Annotated in this window: 13 protein-coding genes, 2 tRNA genes and 1 rRNA gene; 7 read left to right on the forward strand and 9 right to left on the reverse strand. The window is 50.1% G+C overall.

Annotation, left to right across the window (positions count from 1 at the left end):
* Positions 1-51 precede the first annotated feature (51 nt).
* The 3 genes from tssM to ACJHYO_RS08080 are packed head-to-tail and all read left to right on the forward strand — an operon-like array spanning position 52 to position 5385.
* Positions 52-3519: a type VI secretion system membrane subunit TssM gene (gene tssM / locus ACJHYO_RS08070; RefSeq protein ID WP_001337589.1), complete on the forward strand. Its 3468-nt coding sequence runs from the start codon at positions 52-54 to the stop codon at positions 3517-3519.
* Between the two features lie 10 nt (positions 3520-3529).
* The gene (locus tag ACJHYO_RS08075) at positions 3530-4888 is read left to right on the forward strand and encodes a VasL domain-containing protein (RefSeq protein WP_000069182.1); all 1359 of its coding nucleotides are present in this window, start codon (positions 3530-3532) and stop codon (positions 4886-4888) included.
* Positions 4889-4905: 17 nt separating this feature from the next.
* Positions 4906-5385: an Hcp family type VI secretion system effector gene (locus ACJHYO_RS08080; RefSeq protein ID WP_000013181.1), complete on the forward strand. Its 480-nt coding sequence runs from the start codon at positions 4906-4908 to the stop codon at positions 5383-5385.
* Between the two features lie 339 nt (positions 5386-5724).
* Here ACJHYO_RS08080 and ACJHYO_RS08085 read toward each other — a convergent pair whose 3' ends face one another.
* From ACJHYO_RS08085 to dnaQ, 3 genes are all read right to left on the reverse strand, one after another.
* Positions 5725-6510: a hypothetical protein gene (locus tag ACJHYO_RS08085; RefSeq protein WP_001049699.1), complete on the reverse strand. Its 786-nt coding sequence runs from the start codon at positions 6508-6510 to the stop codon at positions 5725-5727.
* A gap of 328 nt (positions 6511-6838) precedes the next feature.
* Positions 6839-6915 (reverse strand) — tRNA-Asp (locus ACJHYO_RS08090).
* Between the two features lie 132 nt (positions 6916-7047).
* On the reverse strand, positions 7048-7779 hold the full coding sequence (gene dnaQ, locus ACJHYO_RS08095; RefSeq protein ID WP_001298181.1) for a DNA polymerase III subunit epsilon: 732 nt from the start codon (positions 7777-7779) through the stop codon (positions 7048-7050).
* 64 nt (positions 7780-7843) lie between these two features.
* Here dnaQ and rnhA point away from each other — a divergent pair, with 64 nt between their 5' ends.
* Positions 7844-8311: a ribonuclease HI gene (gene rnhA, locus ACJHYO_RS08100; RefSeq protein WP_000917867.1), complete on the forward strand. Its 468-nt coding sequence runs from the start codon at positions 7844-7846 to the stop codon at positions 8309-8311.
* Here the strand turns inward: rnhA and ACJHYO_RS08105 are convergent.
* The gene (locus ACJHYO_RS08105) at positions 8308-9030 is read right to left on the reverse strand and encodes a class I SAM-dependent methyltransferase (RefSeq protein ID WP_001295200.1); all 723 of its coding nucleotides are present in this window, start codon (positions 9028-9030) and stop codon (positions 8308-8310) included. The two genes, rnhA and ACJHYO_RS08105, sit on opposite strands and share 4 nt — an antisense overlap.
* 33 nt (positions 9031-9063) lie before the next feature.
* Between ACJHYO_RS08105 and gloB the strand changes: the two genes are divergently transcribed.
* Positions 9064-9819 carry a hydroxyacylglutathione hydrolase gene (gloB, locus tag ACJHYO_RS08110; RefSeq protein ID WP_001052743.1) on the forward strand — a complete coding sequence of 252 codons (756 nt, stop codon included), beginning with the start codon at positions 9064-9066 and terminating at the stop codon, positions 9817-9819.
* A 71-nt stretch (positions 9820-9890) separates the two neighbouring features.
* Positions 9891-11249: a murein transglycosylase D gene (gene mltD / locus ACJHYO_RS08115; RefSeq protein WP_000644691.1), complete on the forward strand. Its 1359-nt coding sequence runs from the start codon at positions 9891-9893 to the stop codon at positions 11247-11249.
* 48 nt (positions 11250-11297) lie between these two features.
* On the opposite strand, the gene ACJHYO_RS08120 is transcribed toward mltD, so the two are convergent.
* The gene (locus tag ACJHYO_RS08120) at positions 11298-12068 is read right to left on the reverse strand and encodes a class I SAM-dependent methyltransferase (RefSeq protein WP_000211719.1); all 771 of its coding nucleotides are present in this window, start codon (positions 12066-12068) and stop codon (positions 11298-11300) included.
* A gap of 77 nt (positions 12069-12145) precedes the next feature.
* Positions 12146-12946, reverse strand: a complete 801-nt coding sequence (locus ACJHYO_RS08125) for an endonuclease/exonuclease/phosphatase family protein (protein WP_001230983.1) — start codon at positions 12944-12946, stop codon at positions 12146-12148.
* A gap of 240 nt (positions 12947-13186) precedes the next feature.
* On the opposite strand from ACJHYO_RS08125, the gene yafC reads away from it, so the two are divergent.
* Positions 13187-14101, forward strand: a complete 915-nt coding sequence (gene yafC / locus ACJHYO_RS08130) for a DNA-binding transcriptional regulator YafC (protein WP_000648563.1) — start codon at positions 13187-13189, stop codon at positions 14099-14101.
* On the opposite strand, the gene dkgB is transcribed toward yafC, so the two are convergent.
* The 3 genes from dkgB to rrf form a co-directional block, all read right to left on the reverse strand.
* Entirely contained in the window at positions 14098-14901 is an 804-nt protein-coding gene (gene dkgB / locus ACJHYO_RS08135) for a 2,5-didehydrogluconate reductase DkgB (protein ID WP_000997016.1), read from the reverse strand. The two genes, yafC and dkgB, sit on opposite strands and share 4 nt — an antisense overlap.
* 162 nt (positions 14902-15063) lie before the next feature.
* A tRNA-Asp gene (locus ACJHYO_RS08140) sits at positions 15064-15140 on the reverse strand.
* 54 nt (positions 15141-15194) lie between these two features.
* A 5S ribosomal RNA gene (gene rrf, locus ACJHYO_RS08145) occupies positions 15195-15297 on the reverse strand; the annotation flags it as partial.

Below are 15297 nucleotides of genomic sequence, written 5' to 3' on the forward strand. Positions count from 1 at the left end.
TTTCCCACATCCCGACTGTTCAGCACGTTGAAATCTGCGCTCAGGCCAGCGATGCCGCGGTTTAAAGTTTCCGCCACCTGGCTACTGACGCTGGCATGGATTTTTCTGCTGGTGTGGATCTGGTGGCAGGGTCCAAAATGGACGCTCTATGAGCAGCACTGGCTGGCTCCGCTGGCAAACCGCTGGCTGGCGACCGCCGTCTGGGGACTTATCGCTCTGGTCTGGCTCACCTGGCGGGTGATGAAGCGTCTGCAAAAGCTGGAAAAACAGCAGAAACAGCAGCGGGAGGAAGAAAAAGATCCGTTGACCGTGGAACTCCACCGCCAGCAGCAATATCTGGATCACTGGCTGCTGCGCCTGCGCCGCCATCTGGATAACCGCCGTTATCTGTGGCAGTTGCCGTGGTATATGGTCATTGGTCCTGCGGGTAGCGGCAAAAGCACGCTGCTGCGCGAGGGCTTTCCGTCTGACATTGTTTACACGCCGGAAAGCATCCGGGGTGTGGAATACCACCCGCTGATCACACCGCGAGTGGGCAACCAGGCGGTAATTTTCGATGTTGACGGCGTACTGACCACTCCCGGCGGGGATGATCTGCTCCGCCGCCGCCTGCGCGAACACTGGCTGGGCTGGCTGATGCAAACGCGCGCTCGCCAGCCGCTCAACGGTCTTATCCTGACGCTCGATCTTCCCGATCTGCTGACGGCGGATAAATCCCGCCGTGAGACACTGGTACAAAATTTGCGCCAGCAACTTCAGGAGATCCGTCAGAGCCTGCACTGCCGTCTGCCCGTTTACGTGGTGCTGACACGGCTGGATCTGCTGAACGGCTTTGCCGCGCTGTTCCATTCACTGGATAAAAAAGACCGCGATGCGATCCTCGGCGTCACATTTACCCGCCGCGCCCATGAAAGTGACGGCTGGCGCAGCGAACTGGGGGCTTTCTGGCAGACGTGGGTACAACAGGTGAACCTGGCGCTGTCGGATCTGGTGCTCGCACAAACCGGTGCTGCTCCCCGCAGCGCTGTGTTCAGCTTCTCCCGTCAGATGCAGGGAACAGGAGAAATCGTCACCGCACTGCTCGCCGCATTGCTGGACGGTGAGAACATGGATGTAATGCTGCGTGGCGTCTGGCTCACATCCTCGCTACAGCGTGGCCAGGTGGATGATATTTTCACGCAGTCCGCCGCCCGCCAGTACGGACTGGGTAACAGCTCGCTGGCAACCTGGCCTCTGGTGGAGACGACGCCGTATTTTACTCGCCGCCTCTTCCCGGAAGTCCTGCTGGCTGAGCCGAACCTGGCGGGTGAAAACAGCGTCTGGCTGAACAGCTCCCGGCGCAGGCTGACCGCCTTTTCCACCTGTGGCGCGGCACTGGCGGCATTGATGGTCGGAAGCTGGCACCATTATTACAATCAGAACTGGCAGTCTGGCGTTAACGTACTGGCACAAGCTAAAGCCTTTATGGACGTACCACCACCGCAGGGAACGGATGAATTCGGCAATCTGCAATTGCCATTGCTTAACCCGGTACGCGATGCCACCCTGGCCTATGGTGATTATCGCGATCACGGTTTTCTGGCGGATATGGGATTGTACCAGGGCGCCCGCGTAGGGCCGTATGTGGAGCAAACCTACATTCAGCTTCTTGAGCAGCGTTATCTCCCCTCGTTAATGAACGGCCTGATCCGGGATCTAAACATTGCCCCGCCAGAGAGCGAAGAAAAGCTCGCTGTGCTGCGCGTAGTGCGCATGATGGAAGACAAAAGTGGGCGCAACAACGAGGCGGTAAAACAGTACATGGCACGGCGCTGGAGCAATGAATTTCACGGCCAGCGCGATATTCAGGCGCAACTGATGGTGCATCTGGACTATGCGCTGGAGCACACCGACTGGCACGCGCAGCGCCAAAGCAGCGACAGCGATGCTGTCAGCCGCTGGACCCCCTATGATAAACCGATCATTAATGCGCAGCAGGAACTGAGCAAGCTGCCCATATACCAGCGTGTCTACCAGACCCTGCGCACCAAAGCATTAAGCGTGTTGCCCGCCGATTTGAATTTGCGCGACCAGGTTGGTCCCACCTTCGACAACGTGTTCGTCGCCGGTAATGATGAAAAACTGGTGATCCCGCAGTTCCTCACCCGCTATGGACTGCAAAGCTATTTTGTCAAACAGCGTGAGGGCCTCGTTGAGCTGACCGCGCTGGATTCGTGGGTACTGAACCTGACGCAAAGCGTCGCCTACAGCGAGGCCGACCGTGAAGAGATCCAGCGCCATATCACCGAACAGTACATCAGTGACTATACCGCCACCTGGCGTGCCGGAATGGATAACCTCAACGTCCGTGACTATGAGGCCATGTCGGCGCTGACCGACGCGCTGGAGCAGATTATCAGCGGCGATCAGCCATTCCAGCGTGCGCTGACGGCGCTGCGCGATAATACCCACGCGCTGACGCTCTCCGGCAAACTGGATGATAAGGCGAGGGAAGCGGCGATAAATGAGATGGATTACCGCCTGTTATCCCGGCTGGGGCATGAGTTCGCACCGGAAAACAGCGCACTGGAGGAGCAAAAGGACAAGGCGAGTACGCTACAGGCCGTGTACCAGCAACTGACCGAGCTGCACCGTTACCTGCTGGCGATCCAGAACTCGCCAGTGCCGGGGAAATCGGCGCTGAAAGCAGTACAGCTACGGCTGGATCAAAACAGCAGCGATCCAATCTTCGCCACCCGTCAGATGGCAAAAACCCTGCCTGCGCCTCTTAACCGCTGGGTAGGTAAGCTCGCGGATCAGGCCTGGCATGTGGTGATGGTGGAAGCCGTTCGTTACATGGAAGTGGACTGGCGCGACAATGTAGTGAAACCCTTCAACGAGCAGCTTGCCGATAACTATCCGTTTAATCCGCGCGCCACACAGGATGCCTCACTGGATTCGTTTGAACGTTTCTTTAAACCGGATGGCATTCTGGACAATTTCTACAAGAACAACCTGCGCCTGTTCCTTGAAAACGATCTGACCTTTGGCGACGACGGCAGAGTGTTAATCCGTGAAGATATCCGGCAGCAACTGGATACCGCGCAGAAAATCCGCGACATCTTCTTCAGCCAGCAGAACGGGCTGGGCGCACAGTTTGCCGTGGAAACCGTATCGCTTTCCGGCAATAAGCGGCGCAGCGTACTTAACCTGGACGGCCAGTTAGTGGACTACAGCCAGGGACGCAACTACACCGCCCATCTGGTCTGGCCGAACAACATGCGTGAAGGCAATGAAAGCCAGCTGACGCTGATTGGCACCAGCGGCAGAGCACCGCGCAGTATCGCGTTCAGTGGACCGTGGGCGCAGTTCCGCCTGTTCGGCGCGGGCCAGTTGACCAATGTGACCAGTGACACCTTTAACGTGCGCTTTAACGTGGACGGCGGCGCGATGGTTTACCGGGTGCATGTGGATACCGAAGATAACCCGTTCACCGGCGGTCTGTTCAGCCAGTTCCGTTTACCAGATACGTTGTATTAAGGGGATAGTGATGAGCAATAACGCACTGACACAAACTATCGTTACCGGCAGCGATCCGCGCGCCCTGCCGGAGTTCAGCGCCATCCGCGAAGAAATTAACAAAGCTAACCACCCGTCACAGCCGGAGCTGAACTGGAAACTGGTGGAATCGCTGGCGCTGTCGATTTTTAAGGCCAACGGGGTGGATTTGCATACCGCCACCTACTATACGCTGGCACGTACACGTAATCAGGGACTGGCAGGGTTCTGTGAAGGCGCGGAACTGCTGGCTGCGATGATCATCCACGAATGGGATAAATTCTGGCCGCAGAGTGGCCCGGCGCGGACTGAGATGCTGGACTGGTTCAACACCCGCACCGGGAATATCCTGCGCCAGCAGGTTTCCTTTTCCGAAAATGATCTTTCGTTGCTCTACCGCACGGAACGGGCTTTGCAGCTTATCTGCGACAAACTCCAGCAAGTGGAACTGAAGCGCCAGCCGCGCGTGGAAAATCTGCTTTATTTTGTGCAGAACACACGCAAGCGGTTTGAGCCGCAGCCCAGAAACCGTACTGATACGGCGGCACAGACCATGGTCAGAACGCTGGTCTATGCGCCTGAAGGCACGGCTTCCGCCACAGCGGAAACCATGCCCCCCCTACCCGACCTGCCGGAAATGCGGGTGGGGGTGCGCGGTGTGGCAGATAACGCCGACAAAGCAAAACAGGGCGACACGGTAAAAGGTTTTGTTGCCGGTGCCGCCTGTACTGCCGTTATCGCATCTGCACTCTGGTGGTGGCAGGCGTATCCGATGCAGCAGCAGCTTACACAGGTCAGGGATACCACACAGGGAGCCGCCACCGTCTGGTTGGCCTCCCCGGTACTGAAAGAATATGAACAGTACCTGCAACAGCTTCTGAATGCCCCGCCACTACAGCCGCTGGAAACCGGAATGCAGATGATGCGCACCGCAGACACCCTCTGGCCGGAAAGCCTGCAACAGCAGGAAGCCAGCAGGATGTGGAGCAACACGCTGAGAAACCGGGCGCAAGCCAGTCCGCAGATGAAGGGCTGGCAACAAGCGCGGCAGAATTTGCGGGATTTTGCAGATTTGATGATGAAGAAGGAGACGGAGAAACAAGGTTTCACCCTATCGTATATCAAAACGGTGACCTGGCAGGCCGAACGGTTACTGAATCAAGAAACACCACTGGAGTACCTGCTGACGCAGTACCAGGAGACCCGTACACAGAAGCAGGACACACAGGCGTTGGAAAAAGAGATCAACGAACGGCTGGACGGGCTGTTAAGCCGCTGGCTGCTGCTGAAAAATACCGGACAGGATATGGCAACGGATAACAGAACCGAACCTGTCCATCCAACTCATTGAGATTAAGGAGAATAACAATGGCAAATCCCGTCTATCTGACACTGAACGGAGAACTTCAGGGGCTGATTTCATCCGGATGCTCGTCAATGCCGTCCATCGGTAACAAAGCCCAGATTGCACATCAGGATCAGATCATGGTGACGTCACTGTCCCATGGTCTGAGCCGTGCGCAGAATGTCAACCATCAGGAGTTGACCATCACGAAACCGGTGGACAAATCCTCCCCTCTGCTGGGCAAGGCCATTTCAGAGAATGAATGTCTGACCTGTGATTTTGTATTCTACCGCACCAACCGCTTTGGAATTAATGAACCGTACTACAAGCTGAAACTGGCTAACGCCCGGCTCTCAAACATCGGCCTTACCGTTCCCCATACCATTAACGACAGTCCTGGGCAGGCGGAAGAGTCTGTGTCATTTACCTATGAGAGCATCAATTGGGAGCACAGCGTCGCCGGAACCAGTGCATACAGCCTTTGGAGTGAACGGATTTTCTAAGTTACCAGGGAGTCTTTCATCTGCATTATTGTTATATTTTAAAAAGGCAATTTAACATTATAGGATAAAATGACAAAGTACGGTTAATCACGAATAAAAATTCTTAATTAACCGTACCTGCTGTTTTATAGATGTATATGATGTATTTTTGACAGTTCAACCGAAAACTCGAATTACAGCTTATATGTTGAGAGGACAATAAATAACTTTAGGAAAGTTTTTACCACTCCTAAAAGATATATGTAAAATTAATTAGCAGACTTGTTCCATAGTGTAAAATAGAAAAGAGAAATGCTCTTTCTTGCTAAGTACCACTAAAACGTCTGGTATAAAACCTCACTACTGATATCGATTCACCAGGTCTTTAACCACTGCTGCATACGTTTTCTGCTTAAGTTGTGAAATCTGCTGTTCTGCCACATCAAGGCTGTCAGAATTTTTATTCCCTATCTGCGGAAAAATCACTTTCGATTCATAATTCACAGGCGACCAGGTAGCCCACTCACCTGTAGCCACATCCACCAACGTGAATCGAACCAAATAACGCAGTGACATCGTGTCAGTCAATTTTTGATTTTTATAATCTGTCCAAACTATTGATTTCAATCCAGAGTCATATTTTCCTGTCTGCAACGTATCCTGGAAAACAATAATCGCTTTCTGATGGCCTTTTGCTGCAACAAAACGCAATGCCTGCATCCAGTTCATATTTTCGGCATCTACAATATCCAGGCTTTCATCTTTGTTTTTGTCTTTATTACAGGTTACAGTTTTTTTCCTGTCAGGAATGCCAGAAAATGTGGCAACTGTATAATATTTTCTCATCTCCTCCTGCATAATGGTTTCCGGTGCGCGACTGCCAGACTGAACAAGTATTACAGGAGAATTAAGAGGCACACGAAACTCATCTCCTTCAAGCGCAGCTTGAATATCCTCCTCGGATACAGCCAGTGTGGTTTCATTACCATATAAATCTTTGTCTGTTAGTTGCTGGGGAACGTTTTTATTAATAGAAATTTGTGTGGTTTGAGTTTTTTTCTTTTTTTCATCAATAGGTGATTCAGAGACACATCCTGCAAGCAGCGAGAATAATACACATATACAACAAACCTTTTTTAAATTCATAATCGGACACTCCCTCGCCTGTCATAATCATGGTAATGTTTAGCTAACGATTTTTAATTATATACTCCACTTGAATCAGAACAAACAAAAAATAACAGCAAATATAAATTCATTAAATCAATAGAAAAATGAAAATCATAACATGCAAATATATTTAAATTGAATGATTCGATAGCATGATTAAATATTAATGATATGGTCTATCATATGTGATTAACACATTTACAGCATAACAAAATCATAGACCAAAGAAATAGCGGGATTTAGATGAAAAAACCGCAAAATTAAAAATCTTGCGGTTCTCTGAACTCATTTTCATGAGTGAATTTGGCGGAACGGACGGGACTCGAACCCGCGACCCCCTGCGTGACAGGCAGGTATTCTAACCGACTGAACTACCGCTCCGCGTTGTGTTCCGTTGGGAACGAGGCGAATATTACGGATTGCCTCACCCTTCGTCAACGGTTTTTCTCATCTTTTGAATCGTTTGCTGCAAAAATCGCCCAAGTCGCTATTTTTAGCGCCTTTTACAGGTATTTATGCCCGCCAGAGGCAGCTTCCACCCTTCTTCTGCACCAGATCGAGACGGGCTTCATGTGCTGCAAGCTCTTCATCTGTCGCAAAAACAACGCGTAACTTACTTGCCTGACGCACAATGCGCTGAATTGTTGTTTCACCTTGTTGCTGTTGTGTCTCTCCTTCCATCGCAAAAGCCATCGACGTTTGACCACCTGTCATCGCCAGATAAACTTCCGCAAGGATCTGGGCATCGAGTAATGCCCCATGCAGCGTTCGTTTACTGTTATCTATTTCGTAGCGGGCACATAACGCATCGAGGCTGTTGCGTTTACCGGGAAACATTTTCCTCGCCACCGCAAGGCTATCGGTGACCTTACAGAAGGTATTGGTCTTCGGAATATCGCGCTTAAGCAACGAAAACTCGTAGTCCATAAAGCCGATATCGAACGTTGCGTTATGGATCACCAGCTCCGCTCCGCGGATATAGTCCATGAACTCATCGGCTACCTCGGCAAACGTGGGCTTATCGAGCAAAAATTCATCGGCAATACCATGTACGCCAAAGGCTTCCGGATCCACCAGCCGATCGGGTTTGAGATAAACATGGAAGTTATTGCCCGTCAGGCGACGGTTCACCACTTCAACGGCACCAATCTCAATGATCTTGTGGCCTTCATAGTGCGCACCAATCTGGTTCATACCGGTGGTTTCGGTATCGAGAACGATCTGGCGTGTAATTGCAGTGCTCATAGCGGTCATTTATGTCAGACTTGTCGTTTTACAGTTCGATTCAATTACAGGAAGTCTACCAGAGATGCTTAAACAGGTAGAAATTTTCACCGATGGTTCGTGTCTGGGTAATCCTGGACCTGGGGGTTACGGCGCTATTTTACGCTATCGCGGACACGAGAAAACCTTTAGCGCTGGCTACACCCGCACCACCAACAACCGTATGGAGTTGATGGCCGCTATTGTCGCGCTGGAGGCGTTAAAAGAACATTGCGAAGTCATTTTGAGTACCGACAGCCAGTATGTCCGCCAGGGTATCACCCAGTGGATCCATAACTGGAAAAAACGTGGCTGGAAAACAGCAGACAAAAAACCAGTAAAAAATGTCGATCTCTGGCAACGTCTTGATGCTGCTCTGGGGCAGCATCAAATCAAATGGGAATGGGTTAAAGGCCATGCCGGACACCCGGAAAACGAACGCTGTGATGAACTGGCTCGTGCTGCGGCAATGAATCCCACACTGGAAGATACAGGCTATCAAGTCGAAGTTTAAGCCTGTGGTTTACGACATTGCCGGGTGGCACCAACCGCCTGGCGAATTCGCGGTTTATTCTTGCTCTGTTTCATCGGATTTAGCGTTAAAGGAATAGTCCGTTTCCGGGCAACAATAAGTTGTAAGCAACCAAGCGCAGGAATATGCGCATTCAATAGTTTTCCTCCGTGTTTGTTCCACGGGAGAACGTGGAAACGGCTGGCGTGTAGCACTTCAAAATTCAACAAAGAGAGCCAGTCCAGCTGCCGCATCAGAGTAAACATCCGGCTGTTATAGGGCGATGTTTTGCGCAATACCGGCACAAGTTTGCGTAATCCCATTAAACTGATGGGATTGAAGCCACTAATCACCAGCCAACCATCATCAATCAGTACCCGATCGGCTTCACGCAATAAACGATGCGGATCAGTGCACCACGGCAATGTATGTGCCAGTAGACAAACATCAACGGATTTATCGGCAAAAGGAAGATGAAGTGGGTCCGCCTGCACCTGGACGGGCATTCCTTGCGCAGAAACATTTACTTGATGAGAAACCGCGCACGCTTCGCAATTGATTTCTGCGCTTAAATTGCCAATCTTAAGCAGATGAAAACCATACATTTTAGTGAACCACGGGTTGAGCTGACGCTCCAGCGCCTTGCGATAAAGCTCTCCCCAGGGCAAATCGCCCCAGCAATCAGGAGCCACGACAGTTTGAGGGACTCTTGCCGGTTTCATCACAACCTTCCGTTTCACACTGAGAGGTAATCTATGAATCTTAACAGTATTCCCGCCTTTGATGACAATTACATCTGGGTTTTGAATGATGAAGCAGGTCGCTGTCTGATTGTCGATCCCGGGGACGCAGAGCCAGTATTAAACGCCATTTCCGCCAATAACTGGCAACCGGAGGCCATATTTCTCACCCACCATCACCACGATCACGTTGGCGGCGTAAAAGAACTGGTGGAAAAGTTTCCGCAAATTGTGGTGTATGGACCACAAGAGACACAAGATAAGGGAACAACACAGGTAGTCAAAGATGGCGAAACTGCCTTCGTTTTGGGGCATGAATTTAGTGTAATTGCCACACCGGGTCACACTTTAGGACATATCTGTTACTTCAGTAAACCTTATCTATTTTGCGGCGACACGCTGTTTTCTGGTGGGTGTGGTCGGTTGTTTGAAGGGACACCATCACAAATGTATCAATCACTTAAAAAGTTAAGTGCGTTACCTGACGATACATTGGTATGTTGTGCTCATGAATATACCTTATCAAATATGAAGTTTGCTTTGAGTATTCTTCCGCACGATTTGTCCATAAATGATTATTATCGTAAAGTTAAGGAGTTACGGGCAAAAAATCAAATAACACTACCCGTAATTCTGAAAAATGAGCGGCAAATTAATGTTTTTTTAAGAACGGAAGATATTGATTTAATTAATGTAATTAATGAAGAAACATTATTGCAACAACCTGAAGAACGTTTTGCATGGTTAAGGTCAAAGAAAGATAGGTTCTGATAAAACTTTCTTGTCATCGGCTCCGTTCGCCGTTATGATCGGTCGTCTTTTAAGCAACTATTGACACACACATGAAGGCAAAAGCGATATTACTCGCCTCTGTCCTGCTCGTGGGTTGCCAGAGCACCGGCAACGTTCAACAGCACGCACAGAGCCTTTCTGCAGCTGGTCAAGGGGAAGCAGCAAAGTTTACAAGTCAGGCACGATGGATGGACGATGGGACGTCTATCGCGCCAGATGGTGACTTGTGGGCTTTCATTGGCGACGAGCTAAAGATGGGAATTCCGGAAAACGACCGGATTCGCGAACAGAAACAGAAATATTTACGCAATAAGAGCTATCTCCACGATGTAACTTTACGGGCAGAGCCGTATATGTACTGGATAGCCGGGCAAGTTAAAAAACGTAACATGCCTATGGAACTGGTACTACTACCCATAGTGGAGAGCGCTTTTGATCCTCACGCAACGTCTGGCGCCAATGCCGCGGGCATCTGGCAGATCATTCCGAGCACGGGGCGCAATTATGGTTTGAAACAGACCCGCAATTATGACGCGCGTCGCGATGTTGTTGCTTCAACAACTGCCGCGCTGAACATGATGCAGCGTCTGAACAAGATGTTTGACGGCGACTGGCTTCTGACCGTAGCGGCTTATAACAGCGGCGAAGGTCGGGTCATGAAGGCAATTAAAACGAACAAAGCGCGTGGGAAATCCACGGACTTCTGGTCGTTACCGTTGCCGCAGGAAACGAAGCAGTACGTGCCTAAAATGCTGGCATTGAGTGATATTCTCAAAAACAGCAAGCGTTATGGCGTACGTCTGCCAACGACCGATGAAAGCCGTGCTCTGGCACGTGTGCACCTGAGCAGCCCGGTTGAAATGGCGAAGGTTGCAGATATGGCGGGGATTTCCGTCAGCAAGCTGAAGACATTCAACGCAGGCGTGAAAGGCTCCACGCTGGGCGCAAGTGGTCCGCAGTACGTGATGGTGCCAAAGAAGCATGCAGATCAACTGCGTGAATCTCTGGCTTCAGGCGAAATTGTTGCTGTACAGTCGACGCTGGTTGCCGACAATACGCCGCTTAACAGCCGTGTTTACACCGTACGCTCTGGCGACACGCTTTCAAGTATCGCTTCACGTCTCGGCGTAAGCACCAAAGATTTGCAGCAATGGAACAAACTGCGCGGATCTAAGCTGAAGCCAGGCCAAAGTTTGACGATTGGTGCAGGCAGTAGCGCACAGCGACTGGCAAACAACAGCGATAGCATTACGTATCGTGTGCGCAAAGGCGATTCGCTTTCAAGCATTGCTAAACGCCACGGCGTGAACATCAAAGATGTAATGCGCTGGAACAGCGACACTGCGAATCTGCAACCAGGCGATAAGCTGACGTTGTTTGTGAAAAACAACAACATGCCAGATTCCTGACAAACCAGATAATAAAAAAGGCACCGATTCCCCCGGTGCCTTTTTTATTTATGCCGCTTTATGTGCTTCTAGCATGATGATATCACTGGTGAAAGAGCCATCATTCTGCAAGGCAAAATACGTTTTCACCTCTGTCGATGCGCTCTGTTGGTAAATGCGAATAGCGTCTACTAACGCTTCTGGCGTACGCATTCTCGCTACCCATGAAGAAAATTCCAGCGGTAACTTATCTGTAATTAAATTATCAACTATCAGATTGGCTTCACTGATTAACGTCAACCACTCACCGCTGGCGTGGTTCCGTATGTGAGATGTATCGCGTAATGCTTCTACCGTCTGTAACCAGATGTCGCGCACTGGGTGACCCGGAGACATTACGTCCATCACAATCAGCAGACCACCGGGTTTCAATATCCGGTTCACTTCACGCAGTGCTGCACCAACATCATGCCAGTGATGGGCAGAATAACGGCTGATAACAATATCAAATGCGTTATCGGCAAATGGCAGGCTTTCGACATAACCCTGGCGGGTGGTGATATTTTTCAGTTGCCGGGCTTCGGCAGCTTGTGCCACGACATCCAGCATATGGGCAGATAAGTCATACGCCACCACCGTGCTCACGTTTTGCGCAGCGACAAAGCTGGCATGCCCTGCTCCGCAGCCCATATCAAGTACACTTGCATCAGGATAATCAGCCAGACGCACCGCCAGGCGCTGTAAATCTCGTCCGGATGCATGTACGGTACTAGTCAGATATTCGCTAGCTTGAGAGCTAAACTGCTTTTCTACGTGGTCATGGTGGGATTGTGTTGTCATTGCGCTGTCCTTTTGTTGTTTGAGTATAAAAGGGCAGCGCCAAACGTTGGCCTGCCCTGTGGCAGACCTGACATACCTTATTTATCAGGCTTGCCGGGACTGAATTCAACGAGTAGCGGATTGTGATCGGACGCGCGCGTAACCAGTACAGAAGCTTCGCTGACGTTCAGACCACGGTAGAAAACAAAATCGAGCGGGCGACCAAACGCCCGACGGCGCTGATCATCGGTAAAACGCACCTGGCGTAGCGACATTTCCCGCGCAAAGCGATATAACGCGTTCATCCTTCTACGGCTCCAGGCATTGAAATCTCCCGCCATAATGACCGGGCCACTGTGGTGAGCTATCTGATCGCCAATAGGAAGTAACTGCTTACTATAGACATCCACGCCCAGACTGAAGTTGACGGCGTGTATATTAACCACCATCAACAGGCGGGTGTCAGGTAAGGGATAGACCGTCACCAGTGCCGATTTCGCCAGACGCAAAATGGGTTCTCGTTCACGTAACGGGCAGCAATACACTGGATGTGCCGCCGAAAGGGTCATTACGCCAGAAGGATGTTGTGGCAGCACGAAAGCGGGTACCTGATCGGCGGCAAGATAGTTAGCAGTCGCAAACTGTACTAACTCTGGCGTTGTCTGCGCTTCCTGCAATAACACCAGATGTGCATCTTTGCCGTAGTTCTTTAATACCGACAACCATTCAGCGCGTTGCTGTTTGTATATGTTCCACACCAGGATCCGAATACGCTCTTCGGTACTTAACGGTTCTCCAGGTGGTAATGCCTGGCCGATGCTCGCAAAAGACCCCGGCGGTAAGATCCTTTCCGCTGGTTGTCCGGCAACATAGCGCATGGCATAGGTGTTTTTTCGCACTTTTGACTTTGAAACCTCTATCACGTCAACCCTTCCGCACTCGGGAGGGTTCTACTGTTATAGGGATTTTAGCTCACTCTTTCAACGAGCAATTGTATATTGTTATGTAAGCAAGTGCTTACACCGGTCAGGATTTTGCTCATTATTGAGAACATTAAATCGGATGGCATATCTCGCATCCTGATGGTTTAATGACAAATAAATTCAAAATATCTCTTCTATTTTGCAACAGGAGCAAAAATGAAAGCCACGTCGGAAGAACTCGCCATTTTTGTTTCAGTCGTCGAAAGCGGCAGCTTTAGCCGGGCAGCGGAACAATTAGGGCAAGCAAACTCAGCGGTAAGCCGGGCGGTGAAAAAGCTGGAGATGAAACTTGGCGTTAGCCTGCTTAATCGGACCACGCGGCAACTTAGCCTGACGGAAGAAGGCGAGCGTTATTTTCGTCGCGTACAGTCAATTTTGCAGGAGATGGCAGCGGCAGAATCAGAAATTATGGAGACGCGTAATACACCGCGTGGACTGTTACGGATCGATGCCGCAACTCCAGTGGTACTGCACTTTCTGATGCCGTTGATTAAGCCTTTTCGTGAACGCTATCCGGAAGTCACTTTATCGCTAGTCTCCTCCGAAACGATTATTAATTTGATCGAAAGAAAAGTGGATGTCGCGATACGCGCCGGTACGTTAACGGATTCCAGCTTACGTGCCAGGCCGTTATTTAACAGTTATCGAAAAATTATCGCCTCCCCCGATTATATTTCCTGCTACGGGAAGCCAGAAACGATCGACGATTTAAAGCAACATATTTGCCTGAGATTCACTGAACCCGCTTCCCTCAATACCTGGCCGATAGCCTGTAGCGATGGACAATTACATGAGGTGAAGTACGGTTTGTCATCCAATAGTGGGGAAACACTGAAACAGCTTTGCCTGAGTGGCAACGGGATTGCGTGTTTGTCCGACTACATGATCGACAAAGAAATCGCTCGCGGAGAATTGGTGGAGTTAATGGCAGATAAAGTGTTGCCAGTGGAAATGCCATTCAGTGCAGTCTATTACAGCGACCGTGCGGTAAGTACGCGCATCCGGGCTTTTATCGATTTCCTTAGCGAGCATGTAAAAACAGCTCCCGGAGGAGCTGTCAGAGAGGCTTAATCCCATTCAGGAGCCAGACCTTCCGGGCTAACCAGGCGGTCGTTGCAATCCAGTGCGGCGATCGCTTTTTTATCTTCGGCATCAAGCTGTAAATTTTGTGCCTTAAGATTACTCTCCAGGTTTTCACGTTTAGTAGAAGAAGGAATTACTGAGTAACCTTCCCCCATAGCCCACGCCAGAATCACTTGAGCCGGAGTCGCATTGTGTTTAGCTGCAATACGAGCAATAACCTTATCTTTCAGTGCATTGCCATACGCCAGAGTCATATAGGAAGTAATATGGATACCGTGCTGTTTAGCCCAAGCGACCACTTTACGGTTTTGCAGATAAGGAGAGAGTTCAATCTGGTTAGTAGCGATGTTTTCAGCGCCAACAGCAGCAATCGCTTTTTCCATCAATGGGATCGTGAAGTTGGAAATACCGATCTCACGCGTCAGCCCTTGTTTTTTGGCTTCCAGCAGCGCCTGCATAAACTCTTCAGCAGAGACTTCATCGCTTGGTGACGGCCAGTGGATTAGCGTCAGATCAACATAATCGGTACGCAATTTTTGCAGGCTCTCTTTCAGACTCGGGATCAATTTGTCTTTGCTGAGATTTTCAATCCAGATTTTAGTGGTGATGTAGAGTTCATGACGTGGCACGCCACTTTCTGCAATCGCCTGACCTACTGCGGCTTCGTTATCATAGATTTGTGCGGTATCAATTGCGCGATAATCAAGTTCAAGCGCCGTTTTCACAGATGAAATAACAACGTCGTCTTTCAGACGGAAAGTGCCTAAACCAAATGCAGGGATAGCCATAATATGCCTCTTTTAATGCTATTTTCGTTAACTGAGGTGATTATGGGCTTCAGACTGTTGTGGAAAAATGGCGTAAAACGCAGAGGATTTTTGCGATTTTGGCAATAATAGAAATACAAACGAAAAAAAACCTCGAGCGTTAACTCGAGGCTTCTTAATAAGTGGCGGAACGGACGGGACTCGAACCCGCGACCCCCTGCGTGACAGGCAGGTATTCTAACCGACTGAACTACCGCTCCACCGAATTCTTTTACAACCACCAGTTTTATGACCGGCTTACTGCTAAATTTGATGCCTGGCAGTTCCCTACTCTCGCATGGGGAGACCCCACACTACCATCGGCGCTACGGCGTTTCACTTCTGAGTTCGGCATGGGGTCAGGTGGGACCACCGCGC

Source organism: Escherichia sp. WS1118 (genome assembly GCF_046487695.1).
In the GTDB taxonomy this organism is placed as follows: Bacteria; Pseudomonadota; Gammaproteobacteria; order Enterobacterales; family Enterobacteriaceae; genus Escherichia; species Escherichia coli.